The organism is Rhodococcus oxybenzonivorans, from assembly GCF_003130705.1.
GTDB classification, from domain to species: Bacteria; Actinomycetota; Actinomycetes; order Mycobacteriales; family Mycobacteriaceae; genus Rhodococcus_F; species Rhodococcus_F oxybenzonivorans.
Genome location: NZ_CP021354.1, coordinates 1,344,267 through 1,361,266, shown reverse-complemented (window position 1 = coordinate 1,361,266; position 17,000 = coordinate 1,344,267). Strand labels below are relative to the sequence as shown.

General features: G+C 67.8%; 16 protein-coding genes, 1 pseudogene and 1 riboswitch. Of the genes and pseudogenes, 9 read left to right on the top strand and 8 right to left on the bottom strand.

Annotation, left to right across the window (positions count from 1 at the left end):
- Positions 1-14: 14 nt before the first annotated feature.
- From CBI38_RS06535 to CBI38_RS06525, 3 genes are all read right to left on the bottom strand, one after another.
- Positions 15-1,346, bottom strand: a complete 1,332-nt coding sequence (locus CBI38_RS06535; RefSeq protein ID WP_109334895.1) for an MFS transporter — start codon at positions 1,344-1,346, stop codon at positions 15-17.
- A 95-nt stretch (positions 1,347-1,441) separates the two neighbouring features.
- The gene (locus tag CBI38_RS06530; RefSeq protein ID WP_109327398.1) at positions 1,442-1,873 is read right to left on the bottom strand and encodes an Rv0880 family HTH-type transcriptional regulator; all 432 of its coding nucleotides are present in this window, start codon (positions 1,871-1,873) and stop codon (positions 1,442-1,444) included.
- A 33-nt stretch (positions 1,874-1,906) separates the two neighbouring features.
- Complete coding sequence (locus CBI38_RS06525) at positions 1,907-3,361, bottom strand: NCS2 family permease (RefSeq protein WP_109327396.1); 1,455 nt, start codon at positions 3,359-3,361, stop codon at positions 1,907-1,909.
- 77 nt (positions 3,362-3,438) lie between these two features.
- Between CBI38_RS06525 and CBI38_RS06520 the strand changes: the two genes are divergently transcribed.
- Positions 3,439-3,687, top strand: coding sequence for a DUF2530 domain-containing protein (locus tag CBI38_RS06520; RefSeq protein ID WP_109327394.1), 249 nt, complete (start codon positions 3,439-3,441; stop codon positions 3,685-3,687).
- A 19-nt stretch (positions 3,688-3,706) separates the two neighbouring features.
- On the opposite strand, the gene CBI38_RS06515 is transcribed toward CBI38_RS06520, so the two are convergent.
- The 3 genes from CBI38_RS06515 to CBI38_RS06505 form a co-directional block, all read right to left on the bottom strand.
- Positions 3,707-4,252: a phosphatase PAP2 family protein gene (locus tag CBI38_RS06515; protein WP_109327392.1), complete on the bottom strand. Its 546-nt coding sequence runs from the start codon at positions 4,250-4,252 to the stop codon at positions 3,707-3,709.
- Positions 4,242-6,809, bottom strand: coding sequence for an ATP-binding protein (locus tag CBI38_RS06510; protein WP_109334894.1), 2,568 nt, complete (start codon positions 6,807-6,809; stop codon positions 4,242-4,244). The genes CBI38_RS06515 and CBI38_RS06510 overlap by 11 nt, the downstream gene beginning before the upstream one ends.
- Before the next feature lie 176 nt (positions 6,810-6,985).
- Entirely contained in the window at positions 6,986-7,861 is an 876-nt protein-coding gene (locus tag CBI38_RS06505) for a DUF3027 domain-containing protein (protein WP_109327390.1), read from the bottom strand.
- 38 nt (positions 7,862-7,899) lie between these two features.
- On the opposite strand from CBI38_RS06505, the gene CBI38_RS06500 reads away from it, so the two are divergent.
- From CBI38_RS06500 to CBI38_RS06490, 3 genes are all read left to right on the top strand, one after another.
- A complete protein-coding gene (locus tag CBI38_RS06500; RefSeq protein ID WP_109327388.1) occupies positions 7,900-8,706 on the top strand; it encodes a glutaminyl-peptide cyclotransferase in 807 nt (268 codons plus the stop codon).
- Positions 8,707-8,776: 70 nt separating this feature from the next.
- On the top strand, positions 8,777-10,447 hold the full coding sequence (locus CBI38_RS06495; RefSeq protein ID WP_109327386.1) for an MFS transporter: 1,671 nt from the start codon (positions 8,777-8,779) through the stop codon (positions 10,445-10,447).
- Between the two features lie 6 nt (positions 10,448-10,453).
- Positions 10,454-10,939 (top strand): DUF2771 domain-containing protein, encoded by a 486-nt coding sequence (locus CBI38_RS06490; protein ID WP_109327384.1) that lies wholly within the window; start codon positions 10,454-10,456, stop codon positions 10,937-10,939.
- A gap of 72 nt (positions 10,940-11,011) precedes the next feature.
- On the opposite strand, the gene CBI38_RS06485 is transcribed toward CBI38_RS06490, so the two are convergent.
- Positions 11,012-11,422 carry a cold-shock protein gene (locus tag CBI38_RS06485; RefSeq protein ID WP_109334893.1) on the bottom strand — a complete coding sequence of 137 codons (411 nt, stop codon included), beginning with the start codon at positions 11,420-11,422 and terminating at the stop codon, positions 11,012-11,014.
- A gap of 143 nt (positions 11,423-11,565) precedes the next feature.
- Here CBI38_RS06485 and CBI38_RS06480 point away from each other — a divergent pair, with 143 nt between their 5' ends.
- The 3 genes from CBI38_RS06480 (at position 11,566) to CBI38_RS06470 (ending at position 13,277) form a co-directional block, all read left to right on the top strand.
- The gene (locus CBI38_RS06480) at positions 11,566-11,805 is read left to right on the top strand and encodes a hypothetical protein (RefSeq protein ID WP_109327382.1); all 240 of its coding nucleotides are present in this window, start codon (positions 11,566-11,568) and stop codon (positions 11,803-11,805) included.
- Positions 11,806-11,857: 52 nt separating this feature from the next.
- Positions 11,858-12,241 carry a YccF domain-containing protein gene (locus tag CBI38_RS06475; RefSeq protein WP_109327380.1) on the top strand — a complete coding sequence of 128 codons (384 nt, stop codon included), beginning with the start codon at positions 11,858-11,860 and terminating at the stop codon, positions 12,239-12,241.
- A gap of 230 nt (positions 12,242-12,471) precedes the next feature.
- A riboswitch (cyclic di-AMP (ydaO/yuaA leader) is annotated at positions 12,472-12,686 on the top strand.
- Between the two features lie 9 nt (positions 12,687-12,695).
- Positions 12,696-13,277: a resuscitation-promoting factor Rpf1 domain-containing protein gene (locus CBI38_RS06470; RefSeq protein WP_109327378.1), complete on the top strand. Its 582-nt coding sequence runs from the start codon at positions 12,696-12,698 to the stop codon at positions 13,275-13,277.
- Positions 13,278-13,343: 66 nt separating this feature from the next.
- Here the strand turns inward: CBI38_RS06470 and CBI38_RS06465 are convergent, their stop codons facing one another.
- Positions 13,344-13,532, bottom strand: a complete 189-nt coding sequence (locus CBI38_RS06465; protein ID WP_109327376.1) for a hypothetical protein — start codon at positions 13,530-13,532, stop codon at positions 13,344-13,346.
- A 60-nt stretch (positions 13,533-13,592) separates the two neighbouring features.
- Here CBI38_RS06465 and CBI38_RS06460 point away from each other — a divergent pair, with 60 nt between their 5' ends.
- Complete coding sequence (locus tag CBI38_RS06460; RefSeq protein WP_109327374.1) at positions 13,593-15,908, top strand: helicase-associated domain-containing protein; 2,316 nt, start codon at positions 13,593-13,595, stop codon at positions 15,906-15,908.
- Between the two features lie 109 nt (positions 15,909-16,017).
- A pseudogene (locus CBI38_RS06455) lies at positions 16,018-16,999 on the top strand (alpha/beta hydrolase).
- The last annotated feature ends 1 nt before the right edge of the window (position 17,000 follow it).

Below are 17,000 nucleotides of genomic sequence, written 5' to 3'. Positions count from 1 at the left end.
GGTCGCGGCAGCCGTCAAGGCCGCGAGTCGCGGCCGGCTTCCACCGCCTGCTCGGTGGCGTCGCACACCACGACCGGGTGCGGGTCGACGACGTTGTGCAGCTCGAACACCGGAAGGTAGCGGCCCGCATCCGGTCTGCGTACTTTCAGTCGCACCTTCGCGTGCCGCATCAGGTACAGGGCAGCGCCGAGGCCGCTGACCAATGAGATGGCACCGCCGATCACGAGGGGTGCACGCGGGTCGAGGACGTCGGCGAGCCAGCCGAGGACCGGACTGCCCAGCGGAGTGCCACCGAGGAAGCAGAGCATATAGATACCCATCACCCGGCCCCGCATCTCCGACGGCACCGACATCTGGAGAATGTTCATTGCCGCCGTGGTGAACGTGAGGGTGAGCGCGCCGGTGGGCACCAGCATGACGGCCACGAGGAGGTAGGTGGGCATGAGCCCGACGAGAATCTCGAACGCGCCGAACGCTGCCGCGGCACCGAGGAACGTACGCAACCGCGGCGGTGTCCGGCGCTTCGCGGCGATCGTGGCGCCCGCGAGCGTGCCGACGGCCAGGGTGGTGGACAGCAGCCCGTAGGCGTCCGCGCCTTGCCCGAAGGTGTTGCGGGCGAGCACAGCCAGGCTGAGGGCAAAGTTCAGCCCGAACGTCGACACCAGGAACACCGCGATCATGAGCACGCGTAGATCGGCGCGGCCCCACACATAACGAAAGCCCGCCCGCACCTGCCCTTTACCGCGTTCCGCGGGCGGGGCGGTGAACAGTTCCCGCGTATTCATCATCGCCAGCGCGACCAACACCCCGGTGAACGTGGCGGCATTGAGGAGGAACACCCAGCCCGTGCCGATGAGAGTGATGAGCACCCCGGACACCGCCGGGCCGATGATGCGTGCGGTGTTGAAGGTCATCGAGTTCAGCGCGATGGCATTGGGAAGAAAATCCCTGCCGACCATTTCGATGGTGAACGATTGACGGACCGGTGCGTCGATCGCGGAGGCGCAACCCAGCACGAAGGCGATGAGGTACACGTGCCACAGCACGACCACCCCACCCACGTCGAGCAGGCCGAGCACCAGGCCGCACAACGCCATCGCCACCTGAGTGGTGATCAGTATTCGCCGCTTGTCGTAGCGGTCGGCGAGCACGCCACCCCACACGGACAGGAACAGGGTCGGCCCGAACTGCAGTGCCATCACGATGCCCACCGCGAGGGCGTTGCCGTCCGACAGGGTCAGGACGAGCCAGTCCTGCGCCACCCGTTGCATCCACGTCCCGACGAGGGACACGATCTGCCCCGAGGCCCACAGCCGGTAGTTGCGGGTATGCAGGGCGGCGAACATTCCGGTCTTCTGCCGGGCGGGTGAGGCGGCGTCAGGTTCGGGTGGCACCGTTCCATCTTGCTCCCGGCGGCCGAAGCGCCTGCGCTTCGGTGCGGCTACTCGGAGTCGGCGACGATGGCCGTGATGATGCCGACCGCGTCGCGGAGCGTTTTCAACTGGTCCTCGTCGAGTCCGGACAGCCGCTCGTTCATCCAGGCTTCACGGGCGTGCGTCTCGTCGGCGATCAGCGCGTGACCGGCATCGGAGAGGGTGACAATGATCTGGCGGCCGTCGGTGGGATGCGCTGCGCGCTCGACCAGTCCCAGATCGACGAGCGAGGCGATGACCCGGGTCATCGACGGCGGCTGCACCTTCTCACGGGCGGCGAGATTGCCCGGCGTCATGGCTCCGTCACGGGCAAGGGTTGCCAGCGCAGACAGCTGGGTGAGCGACACCTGGGCGTCGACGCGACGCCCACGCAGATGACGCGTCAGGCGCACGACGGCCAAAGAAAGGTCGCTGGCGAGTGCGCGCGTATCCGTGGTCACGGGAATGACAATACGGGACCGATGGGCCGTCGTTTACGTTACTGCGTCGGTGATCGGGTCCACTGCGAAGTACGCCACGAACAGCAGTGCCACCACCCACATCAACGGGTGAATCTTCTTGACACCGCCACTCGCAGCGTTCAGGACCACCCAGGATATGAAGCCGACACCGATGCCGTTGGCGATCGAGTAGGTGAACGGCATCACGACGATGGTGAGGAACGCGGGCAACGCGATCGAGAACTTCGAGAAGTCGATGTCGCGAACCTGGCCGATCATCATGGCGCCCACCACGACCAGGGCTGGCGCGGCCGCCTCGATCGGCACCACCGAGTACAGCGGGGTGAGGAACATCGCGGCCAGGAAGAGCAGTCCCGTCACGACATTCGCCAGGCCGGTGCGCGCGCCCTCGGCGATACCGGATGCGGACTCCACGAAGACCGTGTTGGACGAAGCGGATGCGCCACCTCCGACGATGGCGCCGGTTCCCTCCACGACGAGCGCCCGCCCGATGTTGGGTAGGTTGCCCTCCTGGTCGGTGAGACCGGCTTCCTTGCCGAGTCCGGTCATGGTGCCCATGGCGTCGAAGAAGTTGGCGAGCACGAGTGTGAACACGAGGAGGCTCGCGGCCAGCACGCCGATGCGGACGAAGGCGCCGAAGAGGCTGACGTCGCCGACGAGGCTCAGGTCCGGGAGTTCCGCGACGACATCGGGAGCCGCGGGCACACTGAGGTTCCAACCGTTCGGGTTCACTCCGAGCGACGGACCCACTCCGGCGACCGCCTCGATGATCGCCGCCAGCACGGTGGTGACGACGATGCCGATCAGCAATCCACCGCGCACCCTACGGACTACCAGTACGCCCATCAGCAGGACACCGAATACGAAGGTCACTGTGGGCCAGGAAGAGATAGATCCGTTGATGCCGAGGCCCACGGGGACCGTCGTTCCGGCGGCATCGGGAATGCGTCGCACGAATCCGGCGTCCACGAGGCCGATGAACGCGATGAACATTCCGATGCCGGCGGCGATCGCGGACTTCAGTTCGGGCGGAATGGCGTTGAACACCGCGGTCCGGAAACCGGTGAGCGCCAAGACGACGATGATGATTCCGTCGATCACCACCAGGCCCATCGCCTCCGGCCAGGTGACCTGCGGCGCGATGGTAACGGCGAGGAGACTGTTGATACCGAGGCCCGCCGCGATCGCGAAGGGATAGTTGGCCACGATGCCGAAGACGATGCTCATCAGACCCGCCACGAGGGCGGTGACCGCGGCAACTTGGTTGACGGGGAGGATGTTGCCGAGGACGTCCGTCTTGGCGACGGCGTCGTCCGCGGAGAAACTGCCGAGAATCAATGGGTTGAGGACCACGATGTACGCCATCGCGACGAAGCTGACCACACCGCCGCGGATTTCCGTGCCCACTGTCGAACCACGTTCGGTGATTTTGAAGTAGTTGTCGAGCAGTTTCGGAGCTGCACCCATGTTCTCAATCCCCATCGCCAGAAGTCGCGCGTCGCTACTGGAGATTAGGGCACGGCGACGAGGGTAGCGTTCTTCCGGTGAACGAGACCGCAGACCGACAACCCCTCACGCGGCGCCTCGCCGACCCGCGACCTGCACTGATCCTGGGCACGCTTGCGTGGGTTGTGGCGATGGTCGTGGTGATCGTCACGGGCGACCGGTGGGCGGATGCGTTGCCGACGTGTATCGCGGGCGTCGTCGTCGGGTTCCTCGGCTACGGATTGTTCGCGCTGCAGCGGCGGGCGGCGAGGCGCGGCAGTCGGGGGGCACAGCAGGGTCTGCTCTAGTGGCGCAGCAGGGTCTGCTCTAGGGGCGGGTGCTGGTGCCGGCGGGTGAGCGGGTCAGCAAAATCCAGAAGGCCGCCCACAGTGCCCCGAAGACCCAGCCGGCGAGGACGTCGGTGATCCAGTGCGCCGCGAGGTAGACCCGCGACAGCCCGACCATCAGCGTGTAGAGCCCGAGCAGGGTCAGCGCTGCCGCGCGGACACGAGGAAGCACGACGAGGCGAACGACCACGGTGCCGACGACACAAGCCAGGGTGGCGGTCATCATGGCGTGGCCGGACGGGAACGAGTAGGTCGAGATGTCGACCAGCCGTTCGGGGAGCGGTGGTCGGTCGCGCCGGAACAGTTGTTTCAAGCCGCTCATCACCGCCCAGCCGGACAGCATCGCGCCGCCGACGAGCAGGGCGTCCCGTCGGCGGTCCTGCCGGAGCAGTGTGACGGTGAGTACGACCGAGATGATCCACGCGGCGACGGTTCCCCCGCTGTTCGTGATCGCCGTGACGACGTCGACCAGCCACAGAGGCCGGTCCTCGATCGCCCCCTTCAGGACACTGCTGTCAACGGGCATCTGGCACACCCCAGGTGGCTGCCGCCCAGGACGCGGAGACGTGTGTGGTGCCGTCTTCGTCCACCCACCACGGAACGGTCACTTCGACATCGAGGGCACCGGTGAGCGATACGGTGAGCTGCGGATGAACCACGACCTTGCCGTGGGGCAGGGGTCGGCCGATGCTGACGTGGGCGAGCACTGCCGTCGGTTCGAGCTCCCACGACACCGGGCGGCCGGTGCTGGTCACGACGCTCCGCACCGCCGCGGAGGCTGTGGCGACATCGAGCAGGTCGGCCAGTGCCTCACCGGTGTCGAGGGCCCCGGCGACCAGGCGGTCGTGCGGGACTGCGGCGGACAACCACGGCTTGTCGAGCACCAGCGCCGCGCCGGCGTCGATCACAGCGCCGGTGACGGCGCGCACATGGTCCGGCAGGTGTAGTTCGTCGAGGTCGAGGACCCCCGCAGCAGCGGCCGCGCCCAGCAGGGTGTGCGTGCGCACGATCACCGCCGGGGATGGCTGCCGCCTGGAGTCGGCGAGACGATCGAGGAGTAGCTGCGCCAGTTCGGGAGAATCGACGGCGGGTGAGGCGAGCGCCGCGGCGAACACGACCGACTCCGGATGATCGACGGCGTCCAGTAGCCCGGTGAACGTGTCATCGCCCGGTTCGCGGAGCAATCCCAGGGCCTGGCCGTCCAGTTCGGCGTTGTGCCGTAGCCACCACGCCGTGTAGCCGCGGCGGTCCGCGAGCAGTGGGCGGGTCGACGGATCCGTCGCGAGCATGGTCAGAGCCGTCGCCCAGCGGTCCTCGTCCACGAGGTCGAGGTCACGTACGGCGTCGATCGTCTCGGGATCGTCGTCGAGTGTGTCCCACCAGCGGTTCTCGTCGTCGAGGTCGTGATCGGGCCCGGTGGGCAGTTCTGCGCGCAGCACGGTGAAGCCCCAGCCCACACCGACGGCACGCAATGCTGTCTCGCCCACCCGCTCGGCGAAAGCCGGGTCCACCGACGCGAACGGCGAGTCGTCCACCAGAACCGCCGCGAGAGGTGCACCGGGTAGGAGCAATTCGTCGGCGCCGCGCAATTCGCCGTCGATGTCGGGCAGAAGGAGTTCGCCCACCCACGACGGCAGGGCGCCGGGCTCGGCGTGTGTGGCAAGCGCGAGCACCACGGTGGACAATTCCGCCGCCGCCGCCACGTCGTCGTGATCGAGGTCCTCGATCTCGGCCCGCAGTGCCGGATCGGACAGCAGGTCGACGGCGGTCGCGGTCTTGGCGCCGAGCCTCGACAGCAGCGGGTGCGCCGCCTCGGGGTGGACCAGCCGCGTCCAGTCCACACCGAGAACGTCTCCGATGTCGTGTCCCAGCAATACTGTTCGCGGTCCGGTCACCGTGCGGCCGTCCGACAGCGGCACGGGAATGGACGCCAGTTCCTCGGCCGCGAGTGCGTCGACGGCCAGAGGTTCGAGCGCCGCGTACAGGCGAGCCCACCACGTCGGCTCCCGGTCGATCCCGCTGAGCAGTTCGGCGATGCGGGCGAGTCCGATCCTGTGGGTGTCGACGGCGGCCAGAGCGGGGGCCCAGCGCGGTCCGGACAGTTCCGGCACCACCAGGCCGTCCACGATGTCGGCGAGGAGTTCGGCGAGTTCGTCACTGAGTCCGGGAACGACCGATGCCCGGTTGGGCGCCCTGTCCTTCCCGCCGACTGTGGGAAGCCACGGTTTCTCCCGCAGTTCGGTGAGCAGCCGTTCCCGCAGAGCCGAATCGACCTCGCTGCGAGCGAAACCCGGCAAGGGGACCAGCGCCGGTCGTTGTTTCGGGGGCAATGCCGCCACGAAGTCGGCGTAACCGACCGTCACCTCGGCAAGCGATGCGCCGGGCAGCACGCGGCGGCGATCGGGTTGCATCGCAACGTCCGCTATCAACATTGCCGGGATCGACAGTTCCTCGTCCGAGCGAGTGGGGGCACGCAGAACGTCGTCGGCAGAGGGGCGCACGACGCCGTCGACGACGCGGACCAGCCACCGGGCCCGCCCGGATTCGAATTGCCACCAGTGGTCGTCGCCGATGGCAATGTCGGTCAGCCCGGATGCCAGTGAGTGCTCTCGTCTTCGAAACTCCCTGCCCCCCACGGTGATCGAGGCCAGGGAGGGAAGCTCGAGCAGCAGGTCCGGCGCCTCACGGGCCATGTGGGCCAGCAACGCGGTCGCGTCGACGGTGTCGCGCAGGGTCAAGACGACCTCGGACGTCGCCCCCGCGGCGGGACGGTGGTCGGTGGGCCACGCGAGGCGCAGCGCCGGAACATCGGCACCCGGATCGGCGCCGTCGAACTCCGCGAGCGCAGATCGCGTGCGCCGCGAGGAGAAGGCGACCGAACCGGACGTCGATCGCAACTCCACCTCGTCGCTCACCGACAACACCGCGGTGAACCCGACCCCGTAACGGCCGACCGTGCCCGCCGACTTGTTCGACGCACGGAGGGCGACGAGAGCCTGCACCCCGGACTCGTCCAGCGGCGCACCCGTATTGGCGACGCTCAGCACGCACCCGTCGAGACGCACCCAGAGCTCACCGGGCACGCCCGCGCGCGCGGCCGCGTCGGCGGCGTTCTGCGCCAGCTCGGTCAGCAACCGGTCGCGGTAGCCGGCGTGGACGAGATCGGACTCCGCGGCGGCGTCTTCCCTCAACCGGGTGGGTGAGGTGCGCCACGCGTGCAGCGTCGAGTCCCGAAGGGCACCCGTGCCGAAAGGATCGGCTAGCTGGTCGATGCGGAATCCTCCACGTCGGAGTTGCCGGCCGCGGTCGCCTCGGCCGTCACTGTCTCCGTGTCGGGGTCGGCGTTCCCGGCCTCGGTTCCGGTCGGACCCTCGACCATCTCGACGGCGCCGTCGTCGTAGGCGTCGAACTGCGGCGAACCGGCACCCGACGGCAGCGAGGTGTCCGAATGGGCCCCGCATCCGTATTCGGCGTCGACGACGTGCCCGTCCGCCGCCAACTCGTTGCCGCACACGCCGAACGCTCGATGCAGCGACCCGGCGAGCGGCAGATAGAACCCGCACAGGGAGCACGTGGACGGGGCCGCCCTGGCCATCTCCGAATCCGGACCGTACTCGCCGTCGTGCCAGCGTTGCGCGGCGTCGAGACGGCCCTCGAGGCTCATCACCTGTTTGCGGCCGAGCCCGATTTCGAGGGCGACGTCGTCGACCTCGGGGTCGCCGTTGGCGACGTAGCCGGGAACGAGCCGGGGGTCGCCGGCCGGGGGTGCCAGCAGGTCACCGGCCGACAGATCACCCGGCCGAATGCGCTGATCCCAGGGAATCCAGTCGGGGGCGACGAGGGCATCGGGTCCGGGGAGGAGGGCGATTTCGCTGACGGTGGCGTGATCCGCCGCGGGATCAGCGGCCACCACCACCGCCCACTGCCAGCCCCGGTAGCCCGGAAGGTCGGCGACGAAACGGTGAGTCGCGGCGCACTCGTCCTCGGTGGTGACACCCAGGTACTCGCCGATTCCCCCGTCCTGCAGTTCGGCCAGCGCGGTTCGGGCGAGCTCGACGGCGTCGGTCAGTACGGGGCGCGACACTGCGCGCTCGTCGGAAGAAGCAACACTCACACCACCAGTTTGCCGCACCACCGCAAGTGGATGCCCACCTGGGCTGTCATGCTGGTCCGATGACCGGCGGAAGGCACCTCGTCCCCGCACTCGCGGCGCCCCTCCTCGGGGTCGCGATGATGGTGACCTCCTGCTCCGCGCAGGCCCCCACAGCGGCCGACGCCCCCGACGCCGAGCTGCGTGTGGAGATACTGCGCACCCTCGATCACGACCCGAATGCCTTCACTCAGGGGCTCGAGATCGCCGGCGACGATCTCTTCGAGGGGACAGGTCGAAGCGGCGAGTCGTGGGTTCGTGCGACGAACCTGGGCAGCGGGACCGTCCGCGCTCGGGCCGAGCTCCCTCCCCCTCTGTTCGGTGAGGGCATCACCGTCGTCGACGACACGGTGTGGCAGCTGACCTGGCGTGACGGTGTGGCCATCGCTCGGGACCGGGAGACCCTGAGCGAGCAGCGTCGGGTCGCACTGGACGCCGAGGGCTGGGGCATCTGCGCGCTTGCCGGCAGTCTCGTGACCAGTGACGGCTCGTCGACCCTCACCTTCCGCGACTCCCGAACGTTCGAAGCGCAGCGCACCGTCCAGGCGCGCCGGGACGGGGTTGCCGTCGCTCACCTCAACGAACTCGAGTGCGCGGACGACGGCACCGTCTACGCCAATGTGTGGACCACCGACACCCTCGTCCGTATCGACCCCGCCGACGGCGGCGTGATCGCGGCGATAGACGCGAGCGCACTACGCGACGCGTTGCCGCCCGGGCCGCGGGACGTCGACGTCCTCAACGGCGTCGCCCAGATTCCCGGAACCGACCGTTTCCTCCTCACCGGAAAATACTGGCCGCGAATGTTCGAGGTCCGATTCGTTCCCTGACAGGCCGGTCCCACCAGCTTGCCCGGGGTTGCTGTGGTCGGATGTCCGCCGACTAGGACAGAATTGGGGAGTGACCGGACCGCGCGAACCCTTCGACTCCGACAGCAGTCGGGCGCCCCACGGCAATTCCGGGCCAACCGCTCATCCCGGCTACGACAATTATCCTCCGGCTGCCCGCTCCGGAGGACGACGTACGCCGTTGCCGCCCCTGCATCCAGTGGGCGGTGGGCAGCGATCCCGGTCGGAGGAGGACCGGGCGAATGCACCCAAGGCGCCGCCGATGCCGCGCAAGCTCACGGTCACCCGGGTAGCCGCCATGCGCAGTCGCGAGCTGACCAACAGGACGATCGCCACTTTCCACCGGGCAGCGAAGGCAGATGGTGCGGACAAATCGGGACTCACCGCGCTCACCTATGCGGTGATGACCAACAACGCGACCGATGCGGCCATCGCCGTCGCGCTCGCGAACACCTTGTTCTTTTCCGCGGCGACGGGCGAGGACAAGACCAAGGTCGCGCTGTACCTTCTGATCACCATCGCCCCGTTCGCGGTCATCGCCCCACTGATCGGCCCGATGCTCGACCGTCTTCAGCACGGTCGGCGCATCGCCCTCGCGTCGTCGTTCGGACTGCGTACCGCGCTCGCGATCATCCTGGTCTTCAACTTCGACAGCTGGGTGCTCTATCCCGCCGCACTCGGGATGATGGTGCTCAGTAAGTCGTTCTCGGTCCTCAAGAGCGCTGTCACACCACGAGTACTACCGCCGGAGATCGACCTCGTCCGGGTCAACTCCCGGCTCACCGTCTTCGGTCTCCTCGGCGGAACCATCGGCGCGGGCGCTCTCGCCGGCGCTCTCGCGCTGGTCACCGGATCGTCCATGGCGACGTTGTGGCTGGCAGCGGTGATCACCGTCCTCGGCGCCTACCTGAGCATGCGTATCCCGTCGTGGGTGGAGGTAACCGAAGGCGAGGTCCCGGCCACCCTCACCTATCACGGTGACGACCGACACACCGAGGTCATCGACCGCACCCGCGTGATGCCGGAGGCGGACGCCGGGCCCAAGTCGGGTAAGCGCAGGCAGCCGCTGGGACGGGCGGTCATCACCGGGCTGTGGGGCAACAGCACGATCCGCGTGCTCACCGGGTTCCTCACCCTGTACATCGCGTTCGTGGCGAAGTCCCGGACCGACCACGAACCACTGATCCAGGCCGCGATGCTGGGCTTGGTCGGGGCAGCTGCCGGCATCGGGAACTTCACCGGCAACGCCGCCGGCGCCCGCCTCAAACTCGGCCGTCCCGCTCTGATCGTCCTGCGCTGCACGGGCGCCGTCTGGGTGGTGGCGGTGATCGCTGCCGTCACCGACAACCTGTTGACCGCAGCCGTTGCCACCCTCGTCGGGTCGGCGGCGAGCGCTCTGGCCAAGGTGTCGCTGGACGCATCCTTGCAACACGATCTGCCGGAAGAATCGATCGCCTCGGGATTCGGTCGTTCCGAGACGGTGCTGCAGCTCAGCTGGGTGGTGGGCGGTGCGCTGGGCGTCCTGCTCCCCACCGAGTACTGGATCGGATTCACCGTGGTGTCGGCGGTTATGACCGTCGGGCTGGTGCAGACGGTCCTCACCTACCGGGGCAGCACGCTGCTGCCAGGGCTCGGCGGAAAGCGGCCCGACCTCGCCGAACAGGAAGTAACTCAGCCAATCTCGACCCACAGGGCCGACCGATCGACGGGAAATGTGACGTAAGTGAGTATGCAGGCGCGAACCAAGAAGACCCTGGCACTGATCACCGTGGGACTGGTGGTGACGGCCGTGGCCTTCGTCGGGGTTCTATACGCGCTCATTCGGGACTCCGATCCCCGCCTGCCCGAGATCACCGCCTTCGCGCACGGCCACGCGGAGCAGGTGGCGCCACTGGCGTTCTGCAATCTGTACCTCGAGAACTGCGAGACGGGCCGGCTTGCCGAACTGGACGTCCCCCCCGGATCCGCGCTGCAGTTGTCGCTGCCGCAGGAGATCGTCGACGCACCGTGGCGCATGGTCGTCGTCTATCAGGACCCGTCGGGGCAGGTCGTCGTGCAGGAGAGGGCGCACCGCGCGGGTGAGACCCGTGCAGTGACCGTGCCGTCGACGGAAGAATTACAGCTGGCCGGAGTCGAGATCCAGCTGCCCTCCGCCGTCATCGACGAGCAGGGGCTGACGCAGGCGCGGGCCGCCTGGTCGATCAAGACGGCCTGATTCGACAGCAAGCGAAAAAGGAACCCCGCACCGTGTCGTGGTGCGGGGTTCCTTTTTCGGAAAAGCGTTCTGTCAGCTGTCGAGTTCCCGGGCGACGGCGCGGACAACCTCGGAGATGCGCTGAGCCGTCTTGCGGTCGGGGTATTTGCCCCGGCGCAGGTCGGGCTGCACCTTCGCCTCGAGAAGCGTAATCATGTCCTCGACCATGCCGTGCAATTCGTCGGGGGTGTGCTTCTTTGCGGAAGGTTCCTTGCGTGCGGCGTTCTGGCGCAGCGACGGCGCCGGGTCGAGCACTTTCAAGCTCAACGCCTGCGGACCGCGCCGCCCGGCGGCCATGCCGAACTCGACGCGCTGACCGGCCTTGAGGCCCTCGACGCCTTCGGGCAGAGCGGACGAACGAACATAGACGTCCTCCCCCTCTTCCTGCGACAGAAAGCCGAAGCCCTTTTCGACGTCGTACCACTTCACCTTGCCGGTCGGCACCGCGTTCACCCGCTCATCACTTGAAGTGCAATTGGTATGCAAAACAACGCGCCCCACCTTTGGTGCGGGACGCGCAGTATCCACAGTCTACCTTGCACACACTGCCTCCGGCATTCGGGTTTCCAGGCATTATCGTTGCTGGTGTGCCCTCAGAATCGACTCCCCCGAGCACGCCCGGGACCCCCCGCACCCACGATGGTCTGCTGCGGGTGGCGCTTGCCTTGTTCGCGGTCGGATTCCTCGCGATCGTGGCGATCTTTCTCACCCCGGTGGTCTCGGACAGCGATCCCGGCCTCGTCCTGTATCTCATCGCGCTCGCGTGCCCGATCGGGTTCCTCCTCGGGATCGTGGCGGCGCTGAGACAGGGCCGACGAACACGCTGATCGTGCACACGCTCGGCGACGACATCCAGACCCTCACTACGACGGGACGATCATGAGACTTCTGCTCAACATCATCTGGCTGATCTTCGGTGGGCTCTGGCTCGCCCTGGGCTACTTCGTCGCCGGAATTCTTTGCTGCATTCTGATCATCACCATTCCTTTCGGGATCGCCTCCTTCCGCGTCGGCGTCTACGCGCTGTGGCCGTTCGGGAAGACGGTCGTCGACAAACCGACGGCCGGGGTGGCGTCGCTGATCGGCAACGTCATCTGGTTCATCATCGCCGGTCTGTGGCTGGCGATCGCCCACGTCGTCACCGCGGTTGCCATGGCGATCACCATCATCGGTATCCCCCTCGCCGTGGCGAACATCAAGATGGTTCCGATCTCGCTCATGCCTCTCGGCAAGGACATAGTCGACGCTCCAACACTGATGTGACGTTACTCACATAACGGCTCGGTAACGGAAGAGCAACGGGTCGGCGATAGGCATGTCTCGCCGCTACTAGCTGGGAAGAGTCCGCGAGGCCCCGAATAGTGGGCTGCATCAGGCACGGACACGCGGCGTTATCAAATGGTGACACTGAGGCCTCGGACCGTTACCGTCGTCAGCGGTCGAGCAAACATCGGCCACATCCGGCCCGCCGCGCCAAGCCTCGTCCCGCGGGTACCGGAGTCCCGACGAAGCATTCCAGGGACGAGGACGGGGGACCCAAAGTCCTCCAGGGAACTCCAGTTCCCAGGCGGACACCGGTCCGAATGTGCCACGCACAGTCGGACCTTGGGGTGAAGCCAGACCCTCTCCAAGCCAGGAGGGGTGAGGCCGGGCGACCTCTCAGCCCGAACCCGACAGCTGACCTCGCAGGCGCGTGTGGAGAGGATCTCGACCCACTATGAGCGGACGTCATCGCAAGCCCACCACCACCGGCCGTACCGTCGCCAAGGTCGCCGTCACCGGCGCCATCATGGGCGTCGCCGGAGCAGCCTTCTCGGGCACCGCGAACGCAGCCCCTGATTCCGACTGGGACCGCCTCGCGCAGTGTGAGTCCGGCGGAAACTGGGGCATCAACACCGGAAACGGCTACCAGGGCGGCCTGCAGTTCTCGCCCAGCACGTGGAACGCACACGGCGGCAGCCAGTACGCCGCCACCGCAAACCAGGCTTCACGCGAAGAGCAGATCGTTGTTGCCGAGCGTGTTCTCGACTCGCAGGGATGGGGCGCATGGCCGTCCTGCTCCTCGAGCCTCGGCCTGAGCAGCGCCCCCACCCAGCGCAACGCGCCGGCCACCGTGCCCGACGTCCCGGAGGCCCCGGCGCTCCCCGACCTCACGAGCGGCGTTCCGAGCACCAATGCGGCCCCGCAGGCTGCGGACGCCATCGACTCGGCCATCGAGGCCGTCAAGGCTCAGGGTATCCAGATCGATCCCCAGATCCTGCAGCTCATCGACGCCAACCGGGCCCTGCTTCCGCAGTAAGTCCTTCGGCACAGCGAAGAGGGGCCCTGCACCATTGCGGTGCAGGGCCCCTCTTCTGCCGTTGTACTAGCGGTTGATCACCGTGTGCGGATGCGCGTACGGCAACGACTCCGCCGGCAGCGGGAACTCGGTGTCCTCGCCGAACGGGGACAGACCGCCCGCCCGGCTCGACGACAGTTCGGTCACGGCGTGATCTCCATCGGCGGTTTCGGGCCACCCTGGATCCACATACTGCTTCTTAGAATTGTTAGCCACGGGGACATTTTGACAGGAGCGGTCGGCGACGTACAGCCCAGGTCTCTAATCTGATAGTCGATGACCGACACCGACGACACCGTCACGACCCCCGGCGCCGCTACGAGCAGCGCCGGCGGCGCAAGTCTCGCCGACTGGCTGGCAGCGCGCAGCGACGCCCACCTGATCGCGCTGCTTCGTGCGCGCCCCGACTTGGCGGTCCCCCCGCCTGCCACGATCGTCGTTCTCGCCGGACGTGCCGAACAGCGGGCGTCGGTGGCCCGTGCCGCCGACAATCTCACCTCGCTCGAGTTCGGCATCCTCGAATTACTCGCCCTCGACAAGGCGGACGAGATGCCTGTCTCCCGCGCCGCACTTCTGGGCGCAGTGGGGACGAGGGTGACCAAGAAGACGGTCGACGCCACCCTCGACACCCTGCGGTCGCTGGCACTGGTGTGGGGCGACGCCGACAATCTCCGCATCGTTCCCGCCGTCGTCGCGACCATCCCGTGGCGTGTCGGACGTATCGCCGAGCCCACGGAGACGCTCGACGAGGCCGGCATCACCGCTGCTCTGGCACAGCTGGTGACGGTTGAACGCGACATCCTCGAGACGCTCGCCCGCTCCACGTCAGTCGGTCGGACGCGGGACGCGGCCCCGGGAACGCCTGCCGATCGGCCCGTGCAGCGCCTTCTCGCCGCCGGACTCTTGCGCTGGGTCGACGAAGAGACGGTGGAACTGCCGTTCCAGGTGCGTCAGGTTCTGCGCGGTGAAGCCGCTTTCGACCCCACCTCCCTGACGCCGCCCGCCGTGACCGGCCGTAAGTACAAACCAGCCGACATCAATGCCGCAGCGGCGGGTGAGGCCCTCGAGCTGGTCCGCCACTGCGAGGACGTCGTCAAGGTTCTCGGAGAGGCGCCCGCGCCCGCCCTGCGGGCCGGCGGTCTGGGTGTCCGGGAGCTACGGCGCATCGCGAAGGTGTCCGGGATCGACGAGAACCGGCTGAGTCTGCTGGTCGAGCTTCTCTCGGCGGCCGGGTTGATCGCGAGCGGCGCGCCTGATCCGGCTCCGCCCTCGGACAGTGGGGACAGCTACTGGGCGCCGACGGCCGCCGTCGACAACTGGCTGAACGCGCCGATCGCCCGGCGATGGCACGCATTGGCCGCCGGATGGCTCGAGCTGCCGCGCATGGCGTGGTTCATCGGTATGCGCGATTCCAACGACAAACCGGTTGCCGCCTTGTCGGAGGAGGTGCGGGCGCCGTCCGCACCCCGCGACCGGCGGACGATCCTCGGGCTTCTCGCCGAACTCGGGAGCGGTCAGTCCGCAGCGCCCGCGGAATTGAGCCGACTGCTCGCGTGGCGTCGCCCGAGGTGGGGTGCCCGACTGCGCGTGCATGCGGTGGAGCGGACCCTCGACGAGGCCGCGACTCTCGGTCTGGTCGCGCGCGGTGCCCTCAGCTCTGCCGGTCGTGCGCTCATTCACGGCGGTGACGCCGAGGCGGAGATGCATGCCTCACTCCCCGAGCCCGTCGACCACGTTCTCGTGCAGGCCGACCTCACCGTCGTCGCTCCGGGACCGCTCACGCCCGACCTGCTCGAGCAGATCGCCCTGGTCGCGGACATCGAGTCGGCCGGTGCGGCGTCCATGTACCGGATCAGCGAAGACAGCGTGCGTAGGGCACTCGACGCCGGAATGACTGCCGCCGAGCTGCACAGCCTCTTCACGACCCGGTCGCGCACCCCCGTGCCGCAGTCGTTGTCGTACCTGATCGACGACGTTGCCCGGCGGCACGGACGGCTGCGGGCCGGAGTCGCCTCGTCCTTCGTCCGCTGTGAAGATCCCGCCCTGCTCGCCGAGGTGCTGGCGTCGCCCGTGGCCACTACATTGGCGCTCCGCGCGCTGGCGCCGACGGTGGCGGTGTCGCAGGCCCCGCTGCGGGAGGTACTGAACGAACTGCGCGCCGCCGGGTTCGCGCCCGCGGGTGAGGATTCCTCGGGAGCGCTGGTCGACCTCCGTCCGCGGGGCGCGCGGGTGCTGACCCGTCGCAAGGCCCCCGGGACTCGAGCACCGGCCGTCGCCACCGAAGCGCAGCTCGACGCAGTGGTCCGCACCCTGCGTGCGGGTGATCTGGCCGCCTCGGCCCAAGGCCGCGGCAGCATCCGCGCCGACGGGTCGCGAGCCAGCAGTGCCGCCACCGTCGCACTGCTCAGCACTGCCGCCCGCGAGAAGAGCAGCGTGTCCATCGGCTACGTCGACGCGCAGGGCGTCGCGACGCACCGCATCGTCGACCCCGTGAGCGTCGGCGGTGGTCAACTCGACGCTTTCGACCCGGCGAGCGGCAGTGTCCGTCGCTTCACCCTGCACCGAATCACCTCCGTCGCACGAGTCGACTGAACGGCGCCTCGGATAACGATTGTGCGCAAACACCTGGACTCAGGGTTTCCGGGCAATAACGTGTTACGAGTATGTACCTGGCCGGGGACGACAACCAGGAGGCTGGAACATGAGTGTTACCGGAACGCGGCGGCGGACTATGCTGCGCGCAGTCGTACGTCTGATGGTCGCCGTGGTCATTCTGCCGTTGGCATTCGTACTGGCCGGAGGCGGAACTGCTGCGGCGAATCCGTATGACCGGCTGCGTGAACACTGGGTTGCCGCCCCGGGAGGTGTCGGGCAGATCAAGGTACGGATATGGCTGGCGAACAACGGCAGCAACAAGGCCCTGTACCTGCTCGACGGCCTCCGCGCACCCAACGACGTCAGCGGCTGGGAGCACGAGACCAACGCCGCGTGGCTGTCGGATCACGGAATCAACGTGGTCGAGCCCGTCGGCGGGATGTCCAGCTTCTACTCGGACTGGTACGCCCCGAGCAATACCAACGGACAGCCCTACACCTACAAGTGGGAGTCGTTCCTGACCCAGAACCTGCCCGACTTCCTCGCGAACGTGTACGGCATCAGTCGGACGAGTAACGCCGTGGCCGGCCTGTCGATGGGCGGCAACGCAGCCCTCATCCTCGCCGCATATCACCGCGACCAGTTCACGTTCGCCGGTTCGATGTCCGGATACCTCAACCTGTCGGCACCGGGCATGCGCGAAGCCATTCGGGTGTCGATGCTCGACTCCGGCGGTTACAACTCCGACTCCATGTGGGGGCCGCCGTGGGATCCGGCCTGGCTCCGCAACGACCCCTTCGTCGTCGCCCCCCCTGCTCCGCGGGCTGCCGATGTGGATCTCCGCGGGGAGCGGGCTGCCGGGTGCGTACGACCGGCCGGACTCCGCTATCGGCGCGTTCAACACCAGCACCGCGATGGGCCTCGAAGCGATCGCCCTTGCCCAGAACCGCGCCTTCCAGGTACGGCTCGACACTCTGGGAATTGGCGCGCACTACGACTTCCCCGCGTCCGGAACCCACACCTGGGGCTACTGGCAAGATCAGCTCTGGGCCATGCTCCCGATGATGAAGGCCTCGATCGGCGCCTGAC

Excerpts from the sequence above, each read along its gene's own strand:
- CBI38_RS06535 (WP_109334895.1), bottom strand. The coding sequence starts at position 1,346 with ATGTTCGCCGCCCTGCATACCCGCAACTACCGGCTGTGGGCCTCGGGG.
- CBI38_RS06475 (WP_109327380.1), top strand. The coding sequence starts at position 11,858 with ATGAGACTTCTGCTCAACATCATCTGGCTGATCTTCGGTGGGCTCTGG.
- CBI38_RS06460 (WP_109327374.1), top strand. The coding sequence starts at position 13,593 with ATGACCGACACCGACGACACCGTCACGACCCCCGGCGCCGCTACGAGC.
- CBI38_RS06515 (WP_109327392.1), bottom strand. The coding sequence starts at position 4,252 with ATGCCCGTTGACAGCAGTGTCCTGAAGGGGGCGATCGAGGACCGGCCT.
- CBI38_RS06525 (WP_109327396.1), bottom strand. The coding sequence starts at position 3,361 with ATGGGTGCAGCTCCGAAACTGCTCGACAACTACTTCAAAATCACCGAA.
- CBI38_RS06500 (WP_109327388.1), top strand. The coding sequence starts at position 7,900 with ATGACCGGCGGAAGGCACCTCGTCCCCGCACTCGCGGCGCCCCTCCTC.
- CBI38_RS06470 (WP_109327378.1), top strand. The coding sequence starts at position 12,696 with ATGAGCGGACGTCATCGCAAGCCCACCACCACCGGCCGTACCGTCGCC.
- CBI38_RS06490 (WP_109327384.1), top strand. The coding sequence starts at position 10,454 with ATGCAGGCGCGAACCAAGAAGACCCTGGCACTGATCACCGTGGGACTG.